We start from the raw sequence: 20121 nt of genomic DNA, 5'->3' as shown, positions 1-20121 counted from the left end.
TCGCAATAAGCTTCGAAGAGTTGGAAGACGTTCAGCTTGTGTTGAGCCGATCCGGGCGACACGCACGGACAGTTCAACGGGAGACACCATCATGAAGACCGCATCGTTCCTGACCATCTTGGCGAGCGCCACCGCGATTCTTCCTACCGCTGCCAATGCCCAGGCCGCCCCGACCACGGTCGAGCCGATGGTACCCGCCGCCGGGACCGTGCTGGACGTGACCGCCGAGGGTCGCACGACGCGCGTGCCCGATCTCGCGACGATTCGCGCGGGGGTCGTGTCTCAGTCGCCGACTGCCGCCGCGGCGCTCACCGACAATGCGCAGCGGATGGCCAAGGTGCTCGACGCGCTCAAGCGGGCGGGCGTCGCACCGCGCGACGTCGCTACCTCGAACGTCCAACTGTCGCCACAATATCGCTACGCCGACAACCAGCCGCCGGTGATCACCGGGTATCAGGCGACCAACACCGTCTCGATCCGCTTCCGCGACGTCGCCAAGTCGGGGACGATCCTCGACGCGCTGGTGGCGCAGGGTGCGAACCAGATCGACGGGCCGAACCTGTCGATCGACAAGCCCGACGCGGCGCTCGACGAGGCACGGACCGACGCGATCGCGCAGGCCAAGCGCCGCGCGGATCTGTATGCCAAGGCGGCGGGGCTGCGCGTGTCGCGGATCGTCTCGATCGCGGAGTCGGGCCAGGATACGGGTGGTCCTGCACAACCGATGTTCATGGCGCGTGCGGCGATGGCCAAGGACAGCACGCAGATCGCACCCGGCGAGAAGGACGTGACGGTCACGCTGTCGGTACGCTTCCTGCTGAACTGACCCTCTTACGATCCTCCCCCGCAAGGGGGAGGTGGCTGGCACTTGCCAGACGGAGGGGGAGGTAAGCGATAACGGGTGTTGCGCGCTCCTCCCCCTCCGTCACCTTCGGCGACACCTCCCCCTGGCGGGGGAGGATGCAAAGGCCGGCTGCGGAACCGGCAAATAATCGCACGCACGAAAAAAGGGCCGCCCGGTTGCCCGGACGGCCCTTCTTTAACTTCGCGTGACGAAGCGAACTCTTAGCGGACGCTACCGCGACGCACGAGGTTCACGATCGCGAGCAGGACGATGGCGCCCAGCAGCGACACGATGAACGAGGTCAGCGTGAGCGGTGCGTTGTTGATCGAGCCACCCGACAAGATGAGGCCACCGATGAACGCGCCGACGATGCCGACGATGATGTTCAGGAAGATGCCCTGCTGCGCGTCGGTGCGCATGATCATGCTAGCGATCCAGCCGATGACGCCGCCGATGATCAGCCAAAGAATGAGACCCATGATATTTTCCCTCCGTTGAACCCGTATCCGGGCGATGGCGGAAAGACGTGCGAACGGCGTTTTTTGTTCCGCTCGCGTTTTGAGTTTTGCCGCTCAATACTTTTGTTGGCGCTCGTACAACGATTTATAGTGCTGAATTCGTGTGACCCGCAGTCCGGGCATTCCCGACCGATCGATCGCCCGCTGCCATCCGGCGAACTCCTCGACCGTCAGGCCGTAGCGCGCGCAGACATCGTCGACGCTCAACAGCCCGCCATTCACCGCAGCGACGACTTCGGCCTTGCGCCGCACGACCCAGCGCGTGGTGCTGGGCGGTGGCAGGCTGTCCAGCGTCAGCTGCTCGCCCAAAGGCCCGATGACCTTGCCGGGACGGATTTTCTGGTTCTCGATCATTTGAAACCTCTGATCGGGGCGGGGGGCCCCCTCTCGATACGCACACTCGACCTGTAATCGCAGGTCTTGAAGATCGGCTGAAACGCCGCGGTAAACAGCATCTTCATTCCTCCTTCCAACGGGTCAACGCCGCGGCCATCGGCCCGTTGAACGCACCGTGGAGCGGCGCAAACAACTTCGGATCGATCGTGGCGCGAGCAAATCCCGCCTGCACCGCCGCTGTCGGGCTCGCTGCCTGTCGGGCGGCGATACCGACGATCAGGACGGCCAGGTCACCCGGGAGAACGGTGACCTCTGCGTCGCGATCGAAACGGGGAAAACTCAGGTCCAACGGGATACTCGCTTCATTCTCGGAAGCCCCTGTCTAAGCCAAGGGGATGAAGACTGCGTAAAACACCCGCCACGCAGTGGCCGATTTGTTGCATTGCGACGTTCGCCGGTCGCATTTTTCACTCGCTTCGGCCTGATCGAGGTTAATCGACGCATCTTTTTGCAACGCGGTGCCTCCGCGCTTATGTAGCGCCGCATGGATCAGACCGATTTTCAGCTCGGGGCCAGTGCCGATACGGGCATGGCCGTAAAGCGCATCGTCGTGGCGATGTCGGGCGGCGTCGACAGCTCGGTCGTCGCCGCGCTCGCGCACGCCACCGGCGCCGAGACGATCGGCGTGACGCTCCAGCTCTACGATCACGGCGAGGCGGTGGGCCGCGCCGGCTCGTGCTGCGCCGGCCGCGACATCCGCGACGCCCGCGCGGTCTGCGACCGACTCGGCATCGCGCATTACGTGTTCGATCACGAAACCAGCTTCCGTGAGCAGGTCGTCGACAAATTCGCCGACGAGTATCTCGCCGGTCGCACGCCGATCCCGTGCGTCCAGTGCAACATGGGGCCAAAGTTCACCGACCTGCTGAAGCTTGCGCGCGATCTCGGCGCAGACTGCTTGGCGACCGGCCATTATGTCCGCCGGTTCGAAGGCGCGCACGGTGCCGAACTCCACCGCGGCGCCGATCCCGCCCGCGACCAGAGCTATTTCCTGTTCGCGACCACGCAGACACAGCTCGATTATCTCCGATTTCCGCTCGGCGGCTTACCCAAGGCACGAGTGCGGGAGATCGCGGCGGAACTCGGGCTCGGCGTCGCGGCCAAGCCCGATAGCCAGGACATCTGCTTCGTTCCCGACGGCGACTACGCCGGTCTCGTCAAAAAACTGCGCCCCGAGGCGGAAGAGACCGCGGGCGACATCGTCGATCTCGGCGGCGCGAAGCTCGGCGAACATCGTGGGCTGATCCACTTCACCGTCGGCCAACGCCGCGGGCTGGAGATCGGCGGCAGTCCCGAGCCGCTCTACGTCGTGCGAGTCGAGCCTGAGACGAAGCGCGTCGTCGTCGGCCCCCGTCGCGCGCTCGCGGTGCAGGCGGCGCGGATGACCGACATCAACTGGTTGGGCGGGGACTTCACCGGGCCGCTGACCGCCAAGGTGCGATCAATGGCGAAACCCGTCCCTGCCCGTCTAATCGGCAACCGCGTGGTGTTCGATGCGCCCGAATACGGCGTCGCGCCCGGTCAGGCGGCAGTACTCTATGCGGACGAGCGCGTGCTCGGCGGCGGCTGGATCGCGGAAACCGAAGCGGCACTCGTCGCCGCCTGACGCGTTCAGGGCGGATGGATATCGAAGATCTACGCCGCCAGATGGAAGCCGCCGCCGCGGCGATGGACTTCGAAACCGCGGGCAAGTTGCGCGATCAGATCAGTGTGTTGCGCGGCGGTGGTGAGGTGGCGGACACCGCCGGGCTGACGCGCCAACAGCCGGGGGCAATGGGGCTCGGCACCAGCCAGCAACGCATGACGCCGCCGCCGGGGTGGGTAAAGCCAAAAAAGCCTGATCCGATGACCAAGGGGCGGAAGCGGTAGCTCTTATTCGCCCCCCTCCCTGAAAGGGAGGGGTTGGGGGTGGGTAGGCCGGCTTGAGTCACGCGCGTTCGGAGAATGCGGAAGCCGACCCACCCCCGGCCCCTCCCTTCCAGGGAGGGGGGCAGATCACGGCACCCGAATCACGGCAGCAGGAACGTACCCTCGATCGTCGTCACGCATGATCCGCCTAGCACCACGCGGTCGCCCTCAAGCCGACAAGTCAGCTTTCCGCCCCGCGCGCTCGCCTGGTACGCCGTAAAGCTGTTCCCCAAGGTCGGCGCCCAATACGGCACCATTACCGCATGCGCCGAGCCCGTCACCGGATCTTCGTCGATCGCGTAGTACGGCGTGAACACGCGGCTGACGATGTCGGTCGCGTCCCCCCGCGCCGCGACGATCGCGACGATCGGGAACTTCGCCAGCGCCGCAAAGTCCGGCTTCAGGTCGCGCACCACGGTCTCGTTCTCAACGATCACGAGCGCATAGCCCTTCTCGTGCCACAGGGTCTCGACGGGCGCCTCGATGTTCAGCGCCGCGACGATTTCCGGGATCGCTTTCGGGCTAGGTCCCCAAGCCGGCAGCTCCAGCGTGTACCCGCTATCAGCCCGCGCAACCTCGAGCATCCCCGCCTGCCGCGTCCGGAACCGCACCCGATCGAGCGCGGTATCCGACGACAGCACGAAATGCCCACTCGCCAGCGTCGCGTGGCCGCACAGCGCCACCTCCGCCCCCGGCGTGAACCAGCGAAGATCGAAATCGACACCCTCGTCGTCCGAAGCGACGATGAACGCGGTCTCGCTCAGGTTGTTCTCCTGCGCGATGTTGAGGAGCACGTCGTCGTCGAGCCATGCGGACAGCGGCATCACCGCCGCCTGGTTGCCGCCGAACGGCGTGTCGGAAAACGCATCGATCTGCGCGAACGGTATTCTCATGCCTGAATCCTCAAACGCGTTGCCGAATCTCGAACGGACTATACCCGCTTGCCGAACCAATGCGGCGTCACGTCCGCCTCGACCAGCGGATTGTCGGTGTCGACATGCCCCTCGGGATCGAGATGGATCAGCACCTCGACCTTCGGGAAAGCGGTGCGCAGGTTGCGCTCGACCGCCTCGACGATGTCGTGCGCATGTTCCACGGTCAGGTCACGCGCGACCTCCATGTGGAACTGCGCGAAATCGTGGCTGCCAGAGCGCCGTGTGCGGAAATCGTGAATGCCGCGGATGCCGGGCTGGCGCGCGGCGACGTCAAGAAATTGCGCCCGGAAATCCTCCGGCCACTCCTTGTCCATCAGCTGGTCGATCGCATTCGACGATGCCTGGAACGCGCCCCAGGCGAGCCACAGCGCGATGACGATGCCGAAGATCGGATCCGCGCCGCTCCACCCGACATATTGATCGAGCACGAGCGCGACGATCACCGAGCCGTTGAGCAGCACGTCGGACTGGTAATGGACGTTGTCCGCCAGGATCGCGACCGAGCCGGTCTGGCGGATGATCTTGCGCTGATAGGCCAGCAGGAACACCGTCGCGGCGATCGCGATCACCGACACGCCGATGCCGAACTCGGCCCCGGTGGTCGGCTGCGGATCGCCGAATGCGAGGATAGCGCGCCACGCGATGCCGACCGCCGACGCGGTGATCAGCATGACCTGGAACAGCGCTGCGAGCGCCTCCGCCTTGCCGTGGCCGAAGCGGTGATCGTGGTCCGCCGGCGTCGCCGCCAGCCGCACGCCGTACAGCGTGACCAGCGACGCGAGCAGGTCGAGCGCGGTATCGGCGAGCGAGCCGAGCATCGCCACCGAGCCCGTCGACCACGCCGCAAATCCCTTCAGCAGCAGCAGGAAACACGCCATCGCGACGCTGGCGAGCGCCGCGCGTGTTGCGAGGGGTATGACCTTGCGCCGTTCGTCCTGCGTCATGGGAACAACAGCCCCTCGCTCCAATTGCCGTCTTCGCGAACGAACAGTCGCCGTTCGTGGAGCCGGTGCGCACGGTCCTGCCAGAACTCGATCCGCGTCGGCGTAACACGGTAGCCACCCCAATGCGGCGGCCTCGGCACGTCCTGGCCTTCGAACTTCGCGGTCATCTCGGCATAGCGCTGCTCGAACGTCTCGCGGCTGTCGAGCGGCCGGGACTGCTCCGACGCCCAGGCGCCAAGCTGCGAATCACGGCCACGCGAGGCGAAATAGGCGTCGGACTCTTCATCGCTGGCCCATGACACCGGCCCCTCGATCCGGATCTGGCGACGCAACGACTTCCAGTGGAACAGCAGCGCCCCCTGCGGATTGGCGGCGAGGTCGCCCGCCTTGCGGCTTTCGCGGTTGGTGTAGATCACGAAGCCATCGGGGCCGTGCCCCTTCAGCAGCACCATGCGGACCGACGGACGGCCCTCGGCATCGGCCGTCGCGAGCGCCACCGCGTTGGGGTCGTTCGGCTCGGACTGCTTGGCCTCGGCGTACCAGCTATCGAACAGCGTGAAGGGATCGTCTGACATGCCGCGCGCCATAGCGGGATTTGGCGCGGAACGAAACTTTGGAACGACTCTACCGTGCCGATGATTGACCCAGGTAATCGAATCGTTTCCGCAACGAAGGAACACGCAAGATGGCAGCGCGCGCGTATTGGCAGGGGCAGATCCGGCTGGCCCTCGTCTCGATTCCGGTCGAGATCTATTCCGCGACGAAATCCGGCGCGGCGGTGTCGTTCAAGCAGATCCACGAGCCGTCGGGCCAGCCGATCCATTACGACAAGGTCGTCACCGGCGTCGGCCCGGTCGACGCCGACGAGATCATGAAGGGGTACGAGGTCTCGAAGGGCGAATACGTCCTGTTGGAGCAGGACGAGATCGATGCGGTGAAGCTCGAGTCGAAGAAGACGCTGGAACTCACGCAGTTCGTCGACGCGAGCGAGATCGACGTGCTCTATTACGAGAAGCCGTATTTCGTGGTGCCCGCGGATGATCTCGCGGAGGAGGCGTTCATCGTTCTGCGCGAAGCGTTGAAGCGGACGAAGAAGGTCGGGCTCGGCCAGCTTGCGATGCGCGGGCGCGAATACGTCGTGAGCCTCAAGCCATGCGGGCGCGGCATGGTGCTGGAGACGCTGCGCTACGCCGACGAGGTGCACAAGGCGCAGGGGTATTTCCGCGAGATCCCCGATGACAAGCCGTCCGAGGAACTGCTCGAACTCGCCGAAGCGCTGATCGAAAAGCGCAGCGCCGACTTCCATCCGCAGGAATTCCACGATCGCTATGTCGACGCGCTGAAGGACCTGATCGAACGCAAGCGCAAGTCGAACGGGAAGAAGATCATCGAGGACAAGGACACCGGCGGAAAGACCGGCTCGAACGTGGTCGATCTGATGGCGGCGTTGAAGAAGTCGATGGAGAAAAGTGGGGGCGCGGCAGAGAAGGCGCCTGCGAAGAAGGCCCCCGCCAAGCGCGCGCCGGCTAAGACGGCGGCCAAAGCGCCAGCCAAAAAACGTGCGTAAGCTCCCATCCCTGAAAGGGAGGGGTTGGGGGTGGGTCCCTTACCGTAATAGCGCCCCGCCCGCCAAGCGGCCGACCCACCCCCGGCCCCTCCCTTCCAGGGAGGCGTGAAGATGGTCGACGATCCCCTAGCGCTCTATAATTCCAAGCGGAACTTCACGAAAACCGCCGAACCCGCGGGCACGCTGGCCCCCGGCAACGGCAACAGCTTCATGGTCCAGAAGCACGACGCCACCCGCCTCCACTGGGACTTCCGCCTCGAAGTCGACGGCGTCCTGAAAAGCTGGGCGGTCACCCGTGGCCCCAGCCTCGACCCCGCTGAAAAGCGCCTCGCCGTCCGCACCGAGGATCACCCGCTCAGCTACGCCACCTTCGAAGGCACGATCCCCGCTGGCGAATATGGCGGCGGCACGGTGATGCTGTGGGACCGCGGCACATGGTCGCCGATCAAGGGCAAGTCGGCCAAGGACCTCGACGAGGGCCATCTCCACTTCGTCCTCGATGGCGAACGGATGAAGGGCGAATGGCTGCTCATCCGCCTGAAGCCCCGCGCGAAGGAGAAACGCGAGAACTGGCTGCTGCGGAAGATCGACGACGCCGCGGCGGGCGGCACGGACACGCTGGTCGAGGAAGCGCTGACCAGCGTCTCGACCGGCCGGACGATGGTCGAGATCGAAGAGGACAAAAAGCCGGCACGCTCCCCCCGCCCGTCATCCCAACGAAAGCTGGGATCTCAAGCAGCAAAAACGGAACAGGAGCCGCGGGAGACCCCAGCCTCCGCTGGGGCGACGAAGGGGTCGGGGCGCAGCGCGGTCAAACTGCCCGAGTTCCGCGACCTCCAACTTTGCACCCTCGTCGACGCCGTCCCCACCGGATCCACCTGGCTGCACGAGGTGAAATACGACGGCTACCGCGCGCTGATCTCCGTCGCCAACGGCAAGGCCAAGGTCTTCACCCGCACCGGCCTCGACTGGACCGACAAGTTCGCCGCGATCGCCGACGCCGCCGCGAAACTCCCGATAAAATCCGCGCTGATCGACGGCGAGATCGTCGCGTTCAAGGACGGCCATCCCGACTTCTCGACGCTGAAGGACGCAATTTCCGCCGGCGGCGACATGACATTGTTCGCGTTCGACCTGCTCGCGCTCGACGGCGAAGACCTGACCGGTCTATCCAATCTCGACCGCAAGGCGCGCCTGCAACCACTGATCCCCGAGGACGAGGACCGCCTCCGCTACTCCGACCACGTCATCGGCGCGGGCGAGCAATTGTTCGAGACAATGTGCCGCGAAGGCCTCGAAGGCATCGTCTCGAAACGCGCCGACGCGCCCTATGCCGGCAAGCGAACCAAGGCCTGGCTCAAGGTCAAATGCACGCACCGCCAGGAATTCGTGATCGTCGGCTGGCTGCCCTCCGACAAGAAACGCGGGTTCAAGTCGCTGTTGCTCGGTGTCCGCGAAGGCAAGGGCTTCAGGTATGCGGGGAAGGTCGGCACCGGGTTCGACCAGGCGTTGATGGACGAGATCCGCGACAAGCTCGACGCACTCGACCGCAAGACGCCCACGGTCGAGGCGCCAAAGGCAGCGGTCCGCGGCGCGAAGTGGGTGACGCCGAAACTGGTCGCGGAAGTCGCGTTTGCCGAAGTCACTCCGGACGGCGTGCTCCGCCATTCGAGCTTCATCGGCCTGCGCGAGGACAAGGCGGCTAAGGACGTCGTCGCCGAGACGCCCGCCCCGCCGCCCGATGTGGAGGAAGCCGCGGCACCCGCGACCAGCATAAAGGTCAGCAGCCGCGACCGCGTGATCTTCGACAAGTCGGACGTCACCAAGGGCGATCTGGCCGACTATTACGTCGCGGTCTCGGGCATCATGCTGCCGGTCGCGGGCAATCGCCCGATCAGCCTCGTCCGTTGCCCCCAAGGTCGATCGCGCGCGTGCTTCTTCCAGAAACACGATGCCGGAAGCTTCGGCGACGCGGTCCACCAGGTGCCGATCCGCGAGAAGGACGGCTCGACCGAGGACTATCTGTACGTCGATGACGCCGACGGATTGGTCGCGTGCGTGCAGATGGGCACGATCGAGTTCCACGGCTGGGGCTCGTCGAACGCGGCCCTGGAGAAACCGGACCGACTGATATTCGATCTCGACCCGGACGAGGGGCTCGACTTCGGCGACACCAAAAAGGCGGCCGAGCATCTTAAGAACCAGCTCGCGGAACTGGGGTTGGTCAGCTTCCCGATGCTGTCGGGGGGCAAGGGCGTGCATGTCGTCGTGCCGCTGACCCCCGAGGCGGAATGGCCGGCGGTGAAGGACTTCGCGGACCGCTTCGCGCGGGCGATGGCGGGGGCGGATCCCGAGCGCTTCGTCGCGACAATGGCGAAGGCCAAGCGGAAGGGGCGGATCTTCATCGACTGGCTGCGGAACCAGCGCGGGGCGACCGCAGTGATGCCGTATTCGGCGCGGGCTCGGGCGGGTGCGCCAGTGGCGGCACCGGTGTCTTGGACCGAGCTGCGGGATATCGAGACGGCGGCAAGATGGGGTGTAAAGGATGGGGCCGAGTTGATCGCGAGGGCTGGCTCGCGTGCTTTGGCGGGTTGGGGTATGGCGGATCAGGTGTTGCCGGATCTTTGAGCGGCCCCTCCCCTAGCACCACCCCGGCGAAGGCCGGAGCCCAGTTGGGGAACGTTGCTAACGAAGGGCAACGCTTCGTTACGACCACCTTGCCAACTGGGCCCCGGCCTTCGCCGGGGTGGTGGTTTGTAAAAGCGACAGCTCGCCCCCTTACTGTCCCCCGCGAACGCGGGGGTCCAGGGTAACTGCACGCAGCGCCTGGGATTCCTGGCCCTTCGCGTTCGCGAGAGAACAGGAGTAACGCGCGGCCTTCGCGACAATTTATGTTGCACCGCCGCGTCGAAAGGTGAAACACCGCCGCCTGTATTCGGGGGCTTGAGGCATTGGACACGGCGACGCACACCGCGCCCCTTTTCGACGCGATGATCCATGCCGAGCGGTGGATCGCCGACTATTGCACGCGCAGCACTGGCGCCGACGTGCTCTGCGAAGATGCAGACCCCGCCTGGGCGGCGATGTTCGCCGAGCTGGCCACGGTCGCCTCGGACGACCTCGGCCACATCCGTGAGCGCGTCCAGCGGCATGCGGTCGACATCGGCACCGGCTTCCGCATCGCCGACGAACCCGACGAGCGCCCCTGGCCCGTCTCGCCCGTACCCTTGCTGATCGAGGCCGGCGAATGGGCGGGGATCGAGCGCGGCGTGATCCAGCGCGCGACGTTGATGGAGACGGTGATCGCCGACCTCTACGGCGAGGGAAAGCTGGTCGCAGACGGCCACATCCCCGCCGCGCTCGTCACCGGCAGCCCGTTCTTCCTCCGACCGATGGTCGGGCTGGACCCGCCGGGCGGCCGCCATCTCGACTTCATCGCGATCGACCTCGGCCGCGGACCGACCGGCGAATGGCGCGTGCTCGCCGATCACCTCCGCGCGCCGGCCGGTGCTGGTTACGCGCTGGAGAACCGCATCGCCGTCAGCCGGACGCTCGGCGGGTTGCAGGATCGGCTCAACGTCCAGCGGCATGCGCCGTTCTTTGCAGCCTTCCGCGCCGGGATCGCGGCGATGTGCAAGCGGACCGACCCGCGGATCGGGTTGCTCACGCCCGGTCGGTTCAACCCGAGCTATCCCGAGCAGGCGCACCTCGCGCGGTATCTCGGGCTGCTGCTGGTCGAAGGTGCCGATCTCGCCGCGCTCGAGGACAAGGTGTATGTCCGCACCATCGGCGGGCTCAAGCGGATCGATGCGCTGTGGCGGCGGCTCGACCCACGGCTGCTCGATCCGCTGGCATTCGACACGCATTCGCAGATCGGCGTGCCCGGGCTGATCGACGCCTATGCCGCCGGCAACGTCGTGCTGTCGAATGCGCCGGGCTCGGCCGTGCTCGAGGCACCGTCGTTCTCGGCGTTCCTGCCGCAGCTTGCGAAATCGATGCTCGGCGAAGACCTGCTGCTGCCCAACATCGCGACGTGGTGGTGCGGGCAGGACGGCGCGCGGGCGCAGGTCGAGGCGAATTTCGATCGCCTGCTGATCGGTCCCGCCTTCCACGCACGCCCGCTCGGCATGACCGGCGGCCCAACCGCTGGCGCCGACATGACCGGCGAAGACAGGACGCGCCTGCTCGCGGACATGGCGAACCGGCCGCAGGATTATGTCGGGCAGGAACTGGTCCAGCTCTCGACGATGCCGGTCGTGGTCGGCGATGCGCTGGTCCCCCGCCCCTTCACCCTACGTGTCTTCGCGGCGCGTAACGGCGACGGCGAATGGACCGTCCTCCCCGGCGGGTTCGCGCGGATCGGCGAGCATCCCGACGCGCGGGCGGCGGTCATGGGCGAAGGCATCTGGTCCGCCGACGTCTGCATCTATGGTGCCGAGCCGGTCGCGCCGGTATCGCTGCTGACCGCCGCGGACTCGCTCCAAGTGCGGCGCAATCCGGGGACGTTGCCGAGCCGGGTGGCGGACAATTTCTATTGGCTTGGGCGCTATCTGGAGCGGGGCGAGGCTTTGCTTGGCGCGATCCGCGTGATGCTCGGCAATTCGATCGACGTCGACGGCGGCGCAGTCTTGTCGCCGACTACGGTCGGCAAGCTGGTCGGGCTGATCGTCGGCGCTGGCAGCGCGCCGCACCCGCCGTCGCTGCGCCGCGCCGACCTGACCGCGCTCGCCCGCACCGCGATGGAGGACGAACGCTGGCAGTCGATCCTGACGCTCAACCGCCACGCCCGCGAGATCGGCGAAGGCTCGCGCGACCGGCTGTCGGCGGACATGGTACGGTTGCTTGAGGCCCCCTTCCCGACGCATCGCGGAATGCTGGAGCGAGCCGGGTCGCTGCAGCGGCGCTATGCGGCGATTGCCGGGCTGTCGGCGGAACATATGGGGCGGACGGCGGCATGGCGCTTCCACGATCTCGGGCGGCGGATCGAGCGGGCGATGGCGATGGCGCGTGCGATCCGGTTGTTCGGGATGCCGGGCGCGTCGCCGGACGATCTGTCGGTGCTGCTCGACCTTGCCGACAGCCAGATCAGTTATCGGCAGCGCTATCCGACCGGGATCGCGCGCGTGCCGGTGATGGATCTGGTGGCGCTCGATCCGGGCAATCCTCGGTCGTTGGCGTTTTCGGCGGAGCGGATCGCGGCGCGGTTGGCGGAGTTACCGGTGCTGAGCGACGACGAGATGGCGGAGCCGCAACAGGCGCAAGCGACCGGGTTGCAGGCGATCGTGATGACCGCGACGGCCGCGGAGCTGGATGCGGAGACGCTGGGGGATATCGAGCGGCGTCTCGGCGCGGTATCGGATGCGCTGGCGCGGCGGTATTTCCTGCAGGGGGCTGAGCCTTTGCGGACTAGCGGGCTGACGTTGGCGTGAGAGTGGACGTGCAAATCCTCCCCGGTACGGGGAGGGGGACCATGCAGCGCATGGTGGAGGGGGCTCTCCACCAGCGCACCGTTCGTGGCGCCCCCCCTCCACCACCAGCAGGCTGGCGGTCCCCCTTCCCGTGCCGGGGAGGATTTTCATGATCTACGACATTCGCCACGTCACGACGTTCGATTACGGCGCGAGCGTCAAGTTTGCGCGGTGCAATCTGCGGTTGAAGCCGATCGACTGGCCGGGGCAGCGGCTGGATAGCTACGCGCTGTCAGTGCACCCGGCTGGGCGGACCAGCGCGGCGCGCGCTGAGGCAGGACTCGCCAATGTCACGCGGCTAGTGGTCGACAGTCCGGTTCGCCACCTGACGATCGAGAGCCGGTCGCGGATGACGGTGGACCGCCTCGTGCCCGTGCCCGATGCGAGCGATCCGACGCTGGGCGAGATCGCGGCGATGGCGCGGGCGAGCACCGATCTTTCCGCGGCGAGTCCGGCGAATTACATCTATCCTTCGCCGCTGATCCCGCTCGACCAGGCGATCGCGGACTATTGTGCGGTCGATCTCGATCCTTCGCGGGGGGCACTGGAGGCCGGGATCGCGCTCGCGCGGCGGATCCAGGTGGAGTTCGAATTCGATGCCGACGCGACGCTGGTCGATACGCCGCCGCATGAGGCGTTCCTCCAGCGCAAGGGCGTTTGCCAGGATTTCGCACAGATCATGATCACCGGCCTGCGCGCGGCCGGTCTCCCCGCGGCGTACGCGTCCGGATATATCCGCACGATCCCGCCCGAGGGGCAGCCCCGGCTGGTCGGCGCGGATGCGACCCATGCGTGGGTACTGCTGTGGTGCGGGCCGGTGCGTGGTTGGATTGGGGTCGATCCGACCAACGGGATCTGGATGGCGAGCGATCACATCGTGATGGCGGTCGGGCGGGATTACGCGGAGATCGCGCCGGTCGACGGCGTGGTGCTCGGGTCGGGCGCGCAGAACATGGACGTCAGCGTCGATGTTGCGCCGTTGGATGAGACACAACCCGCCTAACCCACTCCGTCACCCCGGACCTGTTCCGGGGTCCAACCGTTCCGCGTTTCACGTCTCTCGATTGTGCGGAACCGTGGATGCCGGACCGAGCCCGGCATGACGGAAGTTTGGGAGAAAGCGTTACTTCTCGTCGTGCGGGTTCGGATACGAGCCGCCGCCGCTCTCTCCGCCCTTGTCCTTGGCCGGCGCGTTGTTGACGCCGTCCTTTTCCTTCGCGCCATCGTCATCCTTCGGCACGCCCTGCATCGGTTGCTTGTCGGTCATGATCGTTCCTCTCGTGCAACCAAACACCCCGCACGCAATTGCGTTGCGCGGGCGATCCCCCCACATAGACGCGCAAGGTATAATGGGGACGTAAGTGGCCGATCCGTACAAGACTCTGGGTGTAGCGCGCGACGCGACCGAAGCCGACATCAAGAAGGCGTACCGCAAGCTCGCAAAGGAGCTTCATCCCGATCGCAACAAGGACAATCCGAAGGCGTCGGAGCGGTTTAGCACCGTTACCAACGCGTACGACCTGCTGAACGACAAGGACAAGCGCGCGCGGTTCGATCGCGGCGAAATCGACGGCGACGGCAACCCGGCGTCGCCGTTCGGCTTTGGCGGTGGCGGCGGGCGGCCGCAGCCCGGCGGCGGCTTCCGCAGCGAAGGCTATGAGAGCGGCGCCGGCGGGGCCGACATGAGCGACATCTTCGAAGGCTTGTTCGGCGGCGCGCAGCGTGGCGGTGGCGGCGGATTCTCCGGCGGCTTCGGTCGGCGCGCGCAGCCCAAGGGCGAGAATGCCGCGTATCGCCTGCAAGTCCCGTTCGTCGAGGCGGCGACGCTGGAGCCGCAGCGCGTGACGCTCGCAGACGGCAAGACGCTCGACCTCAAGCTCCCTGCCGGGGTCGAGACCGGCACGCAGATGAAGCTGGCCGGCAAGGGCGAGCAGGGTCCGGGCGGCGCAGGCGATGCGATCCTGACGATCGAGGTCCAGCCGCACAAGTTCTTCACGCGCGACGGTGACGACGTCCGCCTCGACCTGCCGATCACGCTGGCCGAAGCCGTGCTGGGCGGCTCGATCAAGGCACCGACGGTCGACAAGCCAGTGATGCTGACCATCCCCAAGGGCACGACCTCGGGCAAGACGCTGCGCCTCAAGGGCAAGGGTTTTCACAAGAAGGGCGGCACGCGGGGCGACCAGTTGGTCACGCTGATGATCGACATTCCCGCGAGCGATGCGGCGCTGACGGCGTTCGTCGAAAGCTGGGATGGTCGCGAAGCGGGGAACCCGCGGGGGGCCATGGGCGTCTGAACGCCTTGTGAATGATAATACCCTAACGCCCGAAGCGCGCGCGCACGATCATGGTGCGACGCGCGCCCGTCTCGCCCGCGGCATGGCGAAGGTCAGGCCAGGCAGTTACGCGTTCGAGGTTTTCAAACGCGCGGCCGTCGGCGTCTTCAACGATGGCTTCATCCACGCGGGGAACCTCGCCTATCTCGCGCTGATGACGGTGTTTCCGTTCTTCATCGTTGCGGCGGCGATCCTGTCGATCTTCGGCCAGAGCGTCGAGACGGTGCGCGCGGTCGAGTCGTTCCTCAACGTCCTGCCGCCCAACGTCGGCGACCTGTTGCGCAAGCCGATCGCCGACGTGCTTGCCGCGCGGACCGGGTCGCTGTTGTGGCTCGGCGCGCTGGTCGGACTGTGGACGGTCGGCAGCTTCGTCGAGACGATCCGCGACATCTTTCACCGCGCCTACGGGATCAAGGCAACCGCGCCGTTCTGGAAATCACGGCTCGGATCGTCCGCGGTGATCATCCTGTCGGTGGTGATCGCGCTGCTGTCGTTCCTCGTCCAGGGTATCCTGACCGCGGCCGAGCAGTTCATCTATCGCCTCCTCCCCTTCGCGCAGGACGCCGCCGGCTGGGTCGGGCTGTCGCGACTCATCCCCGGCCTGTTGATGTTCGGCGCGCTGTACCTGCTGTTCTACTCGGTCACCCCGTCGCGCTATCGCTATTCGAAGTGCCGCAAATGGCCGGGCGCCCTGTTCACCACCGCCTGGTGGGTCAGCGCGACCGCGCTGCTGCCGGTGATCCTGTCGCGTCTCGGTGGTTACGACCTCACCTATGGCAGTCTGGCGGGCGTCGTCATCATGCTGTTATTTTTCTATGTCATCGGGCTCGGTCTCGTATTCGGCGCGCATCTCAACGCAGCACTGGCGGAACCACCCGAAACAACGCTAGAGCAGCCTGCTACGGATATGCAGGTATAGGCGGGGACGGCGTGAACGGTTTGATGGCGGGCAAGCGTGGGCTGATCATGGGCTTGGCGAACGACAAGTCGCTGGCCTGGGGGATTGCCAAGAAGCTGTCCGAGGCGGGCGCGGACCTCGCGTTCAGCTACCAGGGCGAGACGATGGAGAAGCGCGTCCGCCCGCTCGCCGAGCAGTTGGGCGTGGCGCGGCTGTTCGATTGCGACGTGTCGGACATGAGTGCGCTCGATGCGACCTTCGACAAGCTGGCCGAGGAATGGCCGACGATCGACTTCGTCGTTCACGCGATCGGCTTTTCGGACAAGAACGAGCTGCGCGGGCGGTTCGTCGACACCAGCCTCGACAATTTCCTGATGACGATGAACATCTCGGTCTATTCGTTCGTCGCAGTGGCGCAGCGCGCGGCCAAGATGATGACCGAGGGCGGCGCGATGCTGACGCTCAGCTATTACGGCGCGGAGAAGGTCATCCCGCATTACAACGTGATGGGGGTCGCGAAGGCGGCGCTGGAGACCAGCGTGCAGTATCTCGCGGTCGATCTGGGTCGCGACAACATCCGCGTCAACGCGATCTCGGCGGGGCCGATCAAGACGCTGGCGGCAAGCGGGATCGGCGATTTCCGCCTGATTCTGAAGTGGAACGAATTGAACTCGCCACTGAAGCGCAACGTGACGATCGACGACGTCGGCGGTGCGGGGCTGTACCTGCTGAGCGACTTGGCGTCGGGCGTGACCGGCGAAACACACCATGTCGACGCGGGCTACAACGTGATCGGCATGAAGGCTGAAGACGCCCCCGATATCGCACTGGTCTAAGCCCCTCTCCCCCTCCGGGGAGAGGGAGGGGCCCATGCAAAGCATGGGAGGGTGAGGGCAAGGTGAGGCAACGCGACGGCACCGAAGCACTGAACCGAGCCCGAGAGCTACGTCGCGATGCGACCGAAGCGGAGGACCGGCTTTGGTACCGCCTCCGCAGTCGTCGTCTCGGCGACTTCAAGTTCCGCCGCCAAGTATGGATCGGGCCCTTCATCGCCGACTTCCTCTGCATGGACGCCATGCTGGTCGTCGAGGTAGATGGCAGCCAACATATCGATGATGTCGCCTATGACGACGATAGAACCGCCTTTCTCGCGACCAAGGGATATCGTGTGATCCGTGTCTGGAACAACGACGTGATGCAGCGGATGGACGGCGTGCTTGCCGTGATCCTCGATGGGCTGACGCGCGTGCCCTCACCCTCCCATGCTTCGCACGGGCCCCTCCCTCTCCCCGTTGGGGAGAGGGGCAAGTGAGCTTCAACACGTTTGGACGGCTGTTCCGCTTCACCACTTGGGGCGAATCCCACGGCCCTGCGCTAGGCGCGATCGTCGACGGTTGCCCTCCTGGCATTCCGCTGACCGAAGCGGACATCCAGCCGTGGCTCGACAAGCGTCGCCCGGGCACCTCGCGCTTCACCACGCAGCGACGCGAGCCGGACACGGTGCGCATTCTCTCGGGGGTGTTCGAGGGGCGCACCACGGGAACGCCGATCAGCCTGATGATCGAGAATGTCGACCAGCGCTCCAAGGACTATTCGGACGTCGCCAAGGCCTATCGCCCCGGCCACGCCGACTATGCCTATGACGCGAAATACGGGTTCCGCGATTTCCGTGGCGGGGGGCGCTCCTCCGCGCGCGAGACCGCCGCGCGCGTTGCAGCCGGCGCGGTCGCGCGGCTCGTCGTGCCGCAGGTCCGTGTCCGCGCATGGGTCGAGGCGATCGGGGGCGATGCGATCGATCCGGCCAACTTCGACGATGCGCAGATCGACCAGAACCCGTTCTTCTGCCCCGATGCCGAGGCCGCGCTCCGTTGGGAAACGCTCGTCGACGCCGCGCGGAAATCCGGCTCCTCGCTCGGCGCGGTGATCGCGTGCGAGGCGACCGGCGTACCCGCAGGCTGGGGCGCGCCGCTCTATGCCAAGCTCGATTCCGAACTCGCCTCCGCCTGCATGAGCATCAACGCGGTCAAGGGCATCGAGATCGGCGACGGGTTTGCCGCTGCCGCGCTGTCAGGCGAAGCGAATTCCGACCCGATGCGTCCCGGTGTCGACGGCCCGGAGTTCCTTGCCAACCATGCCGGCGGGATCGCCGGCGGGATCGCGACCGGCCAGCCGATCACCTTGCGCGTCGCGTTCAAGCCGACCAGCTCGATCCTCACCCCGGTCGAGACGATCAGCCCGACCGGCGAGGCCGCGACGATCGCCACCAAGGGCCGTCACGATCCCTGCGTTGGGATCCGCGGAGTCCCCGTGGTCGAGGCGATGGTCGCCCTCGTCCTGGCCGATCAGGCACTGCTGCATCGAGGCCAGTGCGGCTGACGCTGGAACATAAGCCGGACTTAAGCGCTTGCCCTTCAATAACATAGGAGAGCGAAATGCGTATTCTGACTTCGATCGCAGCGGCAGCGCTGATCATTCCGGGCGTGGCACTGGCACAGACGGGCACCGGCGGCTCGATGGGCGGCACCACGGGTGGCACGATGAGCGGAAGCACCATGGGCGGTTCGACCGCAGGCAGCACGACCGGCGGCATGTCGACCGGTACGATGGATCAGGCCAACCCCTCGACCAGCACCCGTTCGACCACAACGCGCACGCAGCGTGGCACCAAGGCTCGCAGCCGTACGCGCGGTACGACGTCGGGCACCATGAGCGGCACCGGCACGACGGGCAGCACGATGTCGGGCACGACCGGTAGCACGATGGGCGCCGACACGATGGGCGGCACGACTGGTACGATGGGCACCACCGGCACGATGGGTGGAACGATGGGCGGCTCGACCGGAACCACGGGCACGATGGGTGGCACGACCACCGGCACGATGGGTTCGACCACGGGCGGGACAACCGGCACGACCACCCCGCGCTGATCCGACCTCGCTACAGTAGATGAAAAGCCGGGCGAGCGATCGCCCGGCTTTTTCGCGTCCGCTCAGTCCGAGAACGGATCGCGGACGAGAATCGTGTCGGCACGCTGCGGACTGGTCGAGACCAACGTCACCGGGCAGCGGATCAACTCCTCGATCCGGCGGATATACTTGATCGCCTGCGCGGGAAGGTCGGCCCAGCTGCGTGCACCCGCAGTCGTCTCCTGCCAGCCTTCCATCGTCTCGTAGATCGGCTCGACCAGCGCCTGGTCCGCCGCATGCGCCGGGAAGTAATCGAGCGTCTCGCCGCGCAAGCTGTACCCGGTGCAGATCGATACGGTCTCGAACCCGTCGAGCACGTCGATCTTCGTCAGCGCGATCCCGGTGATGCCACCGACCGCCGCCGCCTGCCGCACCAGCACCGCGTCGAACCAGCCGCAGCGGCGCTTCCGCCCCGTGACCGTCCCGAACTCATGGCCGCGTACGCCGAGACGCTCGCCGGTCTCGTTCTCGAGCTCGGTCGGAAACGGCCCCGAACCAACGCGCGTCGTGTATGCCTTGGCGATACCGAGCACGAAGCCGACCGCGGATGGCCCGAGGCCAGACCCGCCGGCTGCGGCGCCTGCGATGGTGTTCGAGGAGGTAACGAACGGATAGGTGCCGTGGTCGACGTCGAGCAGCACGCCCTGTGCGCCCTCGAACAGGATCCGCTTGCCAGCCGAACGCGCGGCGTTGAGGTCGCGCCACACGGGCTTGGCGAAGGGCAGCACGAAGCCAGCGATCTCGCGCAGTTCCGCGATCAAGCGTGCGCGATCGATGGGCGGCTCGCCAAAGCCGGCGCGCAGCGCGTCATGATGCGCGGTGAGGCGATCGAGCTGCGGCCCGAGATCGTCGAGATGCGCGAGGTCGCAGACGCGGATGGCACGGCGGCCGACCTTGTCCTCATACGCAGGCCCGATGCCGCGACGCGTGGTGCCAATCTTGCCAGCGCCGCTCGCATCCTCGCGCAGACCATCGAGATCGCGGTGGAACGGCAGGATCAGCGCGCAGGTATCGGCGATCCGCAGCGTCTCCGGGGTCGCGACGACGCCCTGCGCGCCCAACCGGGCGATCTCGTCCTTCAACGCCCACGGATCGAGCACCACGCCGTTGCCGATAAACGACGGCGTCCCGCGGACGATACCCGACGGCAGCAGCGACAACTTGTACACGTTGTCGCCGACGACCAGCGTGTGGCCGGCATTGTGGCCGCCCTGGAACCGCACGACCATGTCGGCGCGCTCGGCGAGCCAGTCGACGATCTTGCCCTTGCCTTCGTCGCCCCATTGCGCGCCGATGACTGCTACGTTGGCCAAACTCTATCTCCTGAGGATTACGCGCAGC

At 66.3% G+C, this 20121-nt stretch carries 21 protein-coding genes; 13 read left to right on the top strand and 8 right to left on the bottom strand.

Features of this window, described 5'->3' with window-relative positions:
* Positions 1 to 91: 91 nt before the first annotated feature.
* On the top strand, positions 92 to 826 hold the full coding sequence (locus AC59GX_RS01670) for an SIMPL domain-containing protein (protein WP_426282572.1): 735 nt from the start codon (positions 92 to 94) through the stop codon (positions 824 to 826).
* Positions 827 to 1065: 239 nt separating this feature from the next.
* Here AC59GX_RS01670 and AC59GX_RS01665 read toward each other — a convergent pair whose 3' ends face one another.
* From AC59GX_RS01665 to AC59GX_RS01655, 3 genes are all read right to left on the bottom strand, one after another.
* Complete coding sequence (locus AC59GX_RS01665) at positions 1066 to 1323, bottom strand: GlsB/YeaQ/YmgE family stress response membrane protein (RefSeq protein WP_056484797.1); 258 nt, start codon at positions 1321 to 1323, stop codon at positions 1066 to 1068.
* Between the two features lie 93 nt (positions 1324 to 1416).
* Positions 1417 to 1716, bottom strand: a complete 300-nt coding sequence (gene sciP / locus AC59GX_RS01660; RefSeq protein WP_056061087.1) for a CtrA inhibitor SciP — start codon at positions 1714 to 1716, stop codon at positions 1417 to 1419.
* Between the two features lie 103 nt (positions 1717 to 1819).
* Complete coding sequence (locus AC59GX_RS01655) at positions 1820 to 2047, bottom strand: hypothetical protein (RefSeq protein ID WP_056061089.1); 228 nt, start codon at positions 2045 to 2047, stop codon at positions 1820 to 1822.
* 195 nt (positions 2048 to 2242) lie between these two features.
* On the opposite strand from AC59GX_RS01655, the gene mnmA reads away from it, so the two are divergent.
* Together mnmA and AC59GX_RS01645 are read left to right on the top strand one after the other, a co-directional pair.
* A complete protein-coding gene (gene mnmA / locus AC59GX_RS01650) occupies positions 2243 to 3364 on the top strand; it encodes a tRNA 2-thiouridine(34) synthase MnmA (RefSeq protein WP_497300665.1) in 1122 nt (373 codons plus the stop codon).
* A gap of 14 nt (positions 3365 to 3378) precedes the next feature.
* Positions 3379 to 3627 carry a UvrB/UvrC motif-containing protein gene (locus AC59GX_RS01645; protein ID WP_056061094.1) on the top strand — a complete coding sequence of 83 codons (249 nt, stop codon included), beginning with the start codon at positions 3379 to 3381 and terminating at the stop codon, positions 3625 to 3627.
* Positions 3628 to 3767: 140 nt separating this feature from the next.
* On the opposite strand, the gene AC59GX_RS01640 is transcribed toward AC59GX_RS01645, so the two are convergent.
* From AC59GX_RS01640 to pdxH, 3 genes are read right to left on the bottom strand one after another with little or no spacing between them, the layout of a single operon-like run.
* On the bottom strand, positions 3768 to 4559 hold the full coding sequence (locus AC59GX_RS01640; protein WP_426282574.1) for a PhzF family phenazine biosynthesis protein: 792 nt from the start codon (positions 4557 to 4559) through the stop codon (positions 3768 to 3770).
* Between the two features lie 38 nt (positions 4560 to 4597).
* The gene (locus AC59GX_RS01635) at positions 4598 to 5545 is read right to left on the bottom strand and encodes a cation diffusion facilitator family transporter (protein ID WP_056484804.1); all 948 of its coding nucleotides are present in this window, start codon (positions 5543 to 5545) and stop codon (positions 4598 to 4600) included.
* Complete coding sequence (gene pdxH, locus AC59GX_RS01630) at positions 5542 to 6120, bottom strand: pyridoxamine 5'-phosphate oxidase (protein ID WP_426282575.1); 579 nt, start codon at positions 6118 to 6120, stop codon at positions 5542 to 5544. Before pdxH ends, AC59GX_RS01635 begins: the two co-directional genes overlap by 4 nt.
* Positions 6121 to 6230: 110 nt before the next feature.
* Between pdxH and ku the strand changes: the two genes are divergently transcribed.
* From ku to AC59GX_RS01610, 4 genes are all read left to right on the top strand, one after another.
* Positions 6231 to 7112, top strand: coding sequence for a non-homologous end joining protein Ku (ku, locus tag AC59GX_RS01625; RefSeq protein WP_120299473.1), 882 nt, complete (start codon positions 6231 to 6233; stop codon positions 7110 to 7112).
* A gap of 111 nt (positions 7113 to 7223) precedes the next feature.
* Positions 7224 to 9740 (top strand): DNA ligase D, encoded by a 2517-nt coding sequence (gene ligD / locus AC59GX_RS01620; RefSeq protein ID WP_426282576.1) that lies wholly within the window; start codon positions 7224 to 7226, stop codon positions 9738 to 9740.
* Between the two features lie 362 nt (positions 9741 to 10102).
* Entirely contained in the window at positions 10103 to 12541 is a 2439-nt protein-coding gene (locus tag AC59GX_RS01615) for a circularly permuted type 2 ATP-grasp protein (protein WP_426282917.1), read from the top strand.
* Between the two features lie 148 nt (positions 12542 to 12689).
* Positions 12690 to 13583 carry a transglutaminase family protein gene (locus AC59GX_RS01610; RefSeq protein WP_426282578.1) on the top strand — a complete coding sequence of 298 codons (894 nt, stop codon included), beginning with the start codon at positions 12690 to 12692 and terminating at the stop codon, positions 13581 to 13583.
* A gap of 120 nt (positions 13584 to 13703) precedes the next feature.
* Here AC59GX_RS01610 and AC59GX_RS01605 read toward each other — a convergent pair whose 3' ends face one another.
* On the bottom strand, positions 13704 to 13847 hold the full coding sequence (locus AC59GX_RS01605) for a hypothetical protein (RefSeq protein ID WP_426282579.1): 144 nt from the start codon (positions 13845 to 13847) through the stop codon (positions 13704 to 13706).
* Between the two features lie 94 nt (positions 13848 to 13941).
* Here AC59GX_RS01605 and AC59GX_RS01600 point away from each other — a divergent pair, with 94 nt between their 5' ends.
* The 6 genes from AC59GX_RS01600 to AC59GX_RS01575 all read left to right on the top strand — a co-directional run bounded on the left by AC59GX_RS01600 (position 13942) and on the right by AC59GX_RS01575 (position 18741).
* The gene (locus AC59GX_RS01600; RefSeq protein WP_426282580.1) at positions 13942 to 14877 is read left to right on the top strand and encodes a DnaJ C-terminal domain-containing protein; all 936 of its coding nucleotides are present in this window, start codon (positions 13942 to 13944) and stop codon (positions 14875 to 14877) included.
* A gap of 82 nt (positions 14878 to 14959) precedes the next feature.
* The gene (locus tag AC59GX_RS01595; protein WP_244655510.1) at positions 14960 to 15835 is read left to right on the top strand and encodes a YihY/virulence factor BrkB family protein; all 876 of its coding nucleotides are present in this window, start codon (positions 14960 to 14962) and stop codon (positions 15833 to 15835) included.
* A 23-nt stretch (positions 15836 to 15858) separates the two neighbouring features.
* Positions 15859 to 16650 carry an enoyl-ACP reductase FabI gene (gene fabI / locus AC59GX_RS01590; RefSeq protein ID WP_426282919.1) on the top strand — a complete coding sequence of 264 codons (792 nt, stop codon included), beginning with the start codon at positions 15859 to 15861 and terminating at the stop codon, positions 16648 to 16650.
* A gap of 62 nt (positions 16651 to 16712) precedes the next feature.
* A complete protein-coding gene (locus AC59GX_RS01585) occupies positions 16713 to 17126 on the top strand; it encodes an endonuclease domain-containing protein (protein ID WP_426282581.1) in 414 nt (137 codons plus the stop codon).
* Complete coding sequence (aroC, locus tag AC59GX_RS01580) at positions 17123 to 18190, top strand: chorismate synthase (protein WP_426282582.1); 1068 nt, start codon at positions 17123 to 17125, stop codon at positions 18188 to 18190. The genes AC59GX_RS01585 and aroC overlap by 4 nt, the downstream gene beginning before the upstream one ends.
* Before the next feature lie 56 nt (positions 18191 to 18246).
* Positions 18247 to 18741 carry a hypothetical protein gene (locus AC59GX_RS01575; RefSeq protein WP_426282583.1) on the top strand — a complete coding sequence of 165 codons (495 nt, stop codon included), beginning with the start codon at positions 18247 to 18249 and terminating at the stop codon, positions 18739 to 18741.
* Between the two features lie 62 nt (positions 18742 to 18803).
* Here AC59GX_RS01575 and AC59GX_RS01570 read toward each other — a convergent pair whose 3' ends face one another.
* Positions 18804 to 20093 carry an adenylosuccinate synthase gene (locus AC59GX_RS01570; RefSeq protein ID WP_121885604.1) on the bottom strand — a complete coding sequence of 430 codons (1290 nt, stop codon included), beginning with the start codon at positions 20091 to 20093 and terminating at the stop codon, positions 18804 to 18806.
* Positions 20094 to 20121: the final 28 nt, after the last annotated feature.

Source organism: Sphingomonas sp. 320_CC (assembly GCF_059691795.1).
Note: the sequence above shows the minus strand (reverse complement) of the source record. Positions and strands in the feature narration are given on the sequence as shown.

Excerpts from the sequence above, each read along its gene's own strand:
- pdxH (WP_426282575.1), bottom strand. The coding sequence starts at position 6,120 with ATGTCAGACGATCCCTTCACGCTGTTCGATAGCTGGTACGCCGAGGCC.
- AC59GX_RS01640 (WP_426282574.1), bottom strand. The coding sequence starts at position 4,559 with ATGAGAATACCGTTCGCGCAGATCGATGCGTTTTCCGACACGCCGTTC.
- ku (WP_120299473.1), top strand. The coding sequence starts at position 6,231 with ATGGCAGCGCGCGCGTATTGGCAGGGGCAGATCCGGCTGGCCCTCGTC.
- AC59GX_RS01575 (WP_426282583.1), top strand. The coding sequence starts at position 18,247 with ATGCGTATTCTGACTTCGATCGCAGCGGCAGCGCTGATCATTCCGGGC.
- AC59GX_RS01615 (WP_426282917.1), top strand. The coding sequence starts at position 10,103 with ATGATCCATGCCGAGCGGTGGATCGCCGACTATTGCACGCGCAGCACT.
- fabI (WP_426282919.1), top strand. The coding sequence starts at position 15,859 with ATGGCGGGCAAGCGTGGGCTGATCATGGGCTTGGCGAACGACAAGTCG.
- AC59GX_RS01670 (WP_426282572.1), top strand. The coding sequence starts at position 92 with ATGAAGACCGCATCGTTCCTGACCATCTTGGCGAGCGCCACCGCGATT.
- AC59GX_RS01595 (WP_244655510.1), top strand. The coding sequence starts at position 14,960 with ATGGCGAAGGTCAGGCCAGGCAGTTACGCGTTCGAGGTTTTCAAACGC.
- AC59GX_RS01645 (WP_056061094.1), top strand. The coding sequence starts at position 3,379 with ATGGATATCGAAGATCTACGCCGCCAGATGGAAGCCGCCGCCGCGGCG.
- AC59GX_RS01635 (WP_056484804.1), bottom strand. The coding sequence starts at position 5,545 with ATGACGCAGGACGAACGGCGCAAGGTCATACCCCTCGCAACACGCGCG.
- AC59GX_RS01665 (WP_056484797.1), bottom strand. The coding sequence starts at position 1,323 with ATGGGTCTCATTCTTTGGCTGATCATCGGCGGCGTCATCGGCTGGATC.
- ligD (WP_426282576.1), top strand. The coding sequence starts at position 7,224 with ATGGTCGACGATCCCCTAGCGCTCTATAATTCCAAGCGGAACTTCACG.
- sciP (WP_056061087.1), bottom strand. The coding sequence starts at position 1,716 with ATGATCGAGAACCAGAAAATCCGTCCCGGCAAGGTCATCGGGCCTTTG.
- AC59GX_RS01605 (WP_426282579.1), bottom strand. The coding sequence starts at position 13,847 with ATGACCGACAAGCAACCGATGCAGGGCGTGCCGAAGGATGACGATGGC.
- mnmA (WP_497300665.1), top strand. The coding sequence starts at position 2,243 with ATGGATCAGACCGATTTTCAGCTCGGGGCCAGTGCCGATACGGGCATG.
- AC59GX_RS01610 (WP_426282578.1), top strand. The coding sequence starts at position 12,690 with ATGATCTACGACATTCGCCACGTCACGACGTTCGATTACGGCGCGAGC.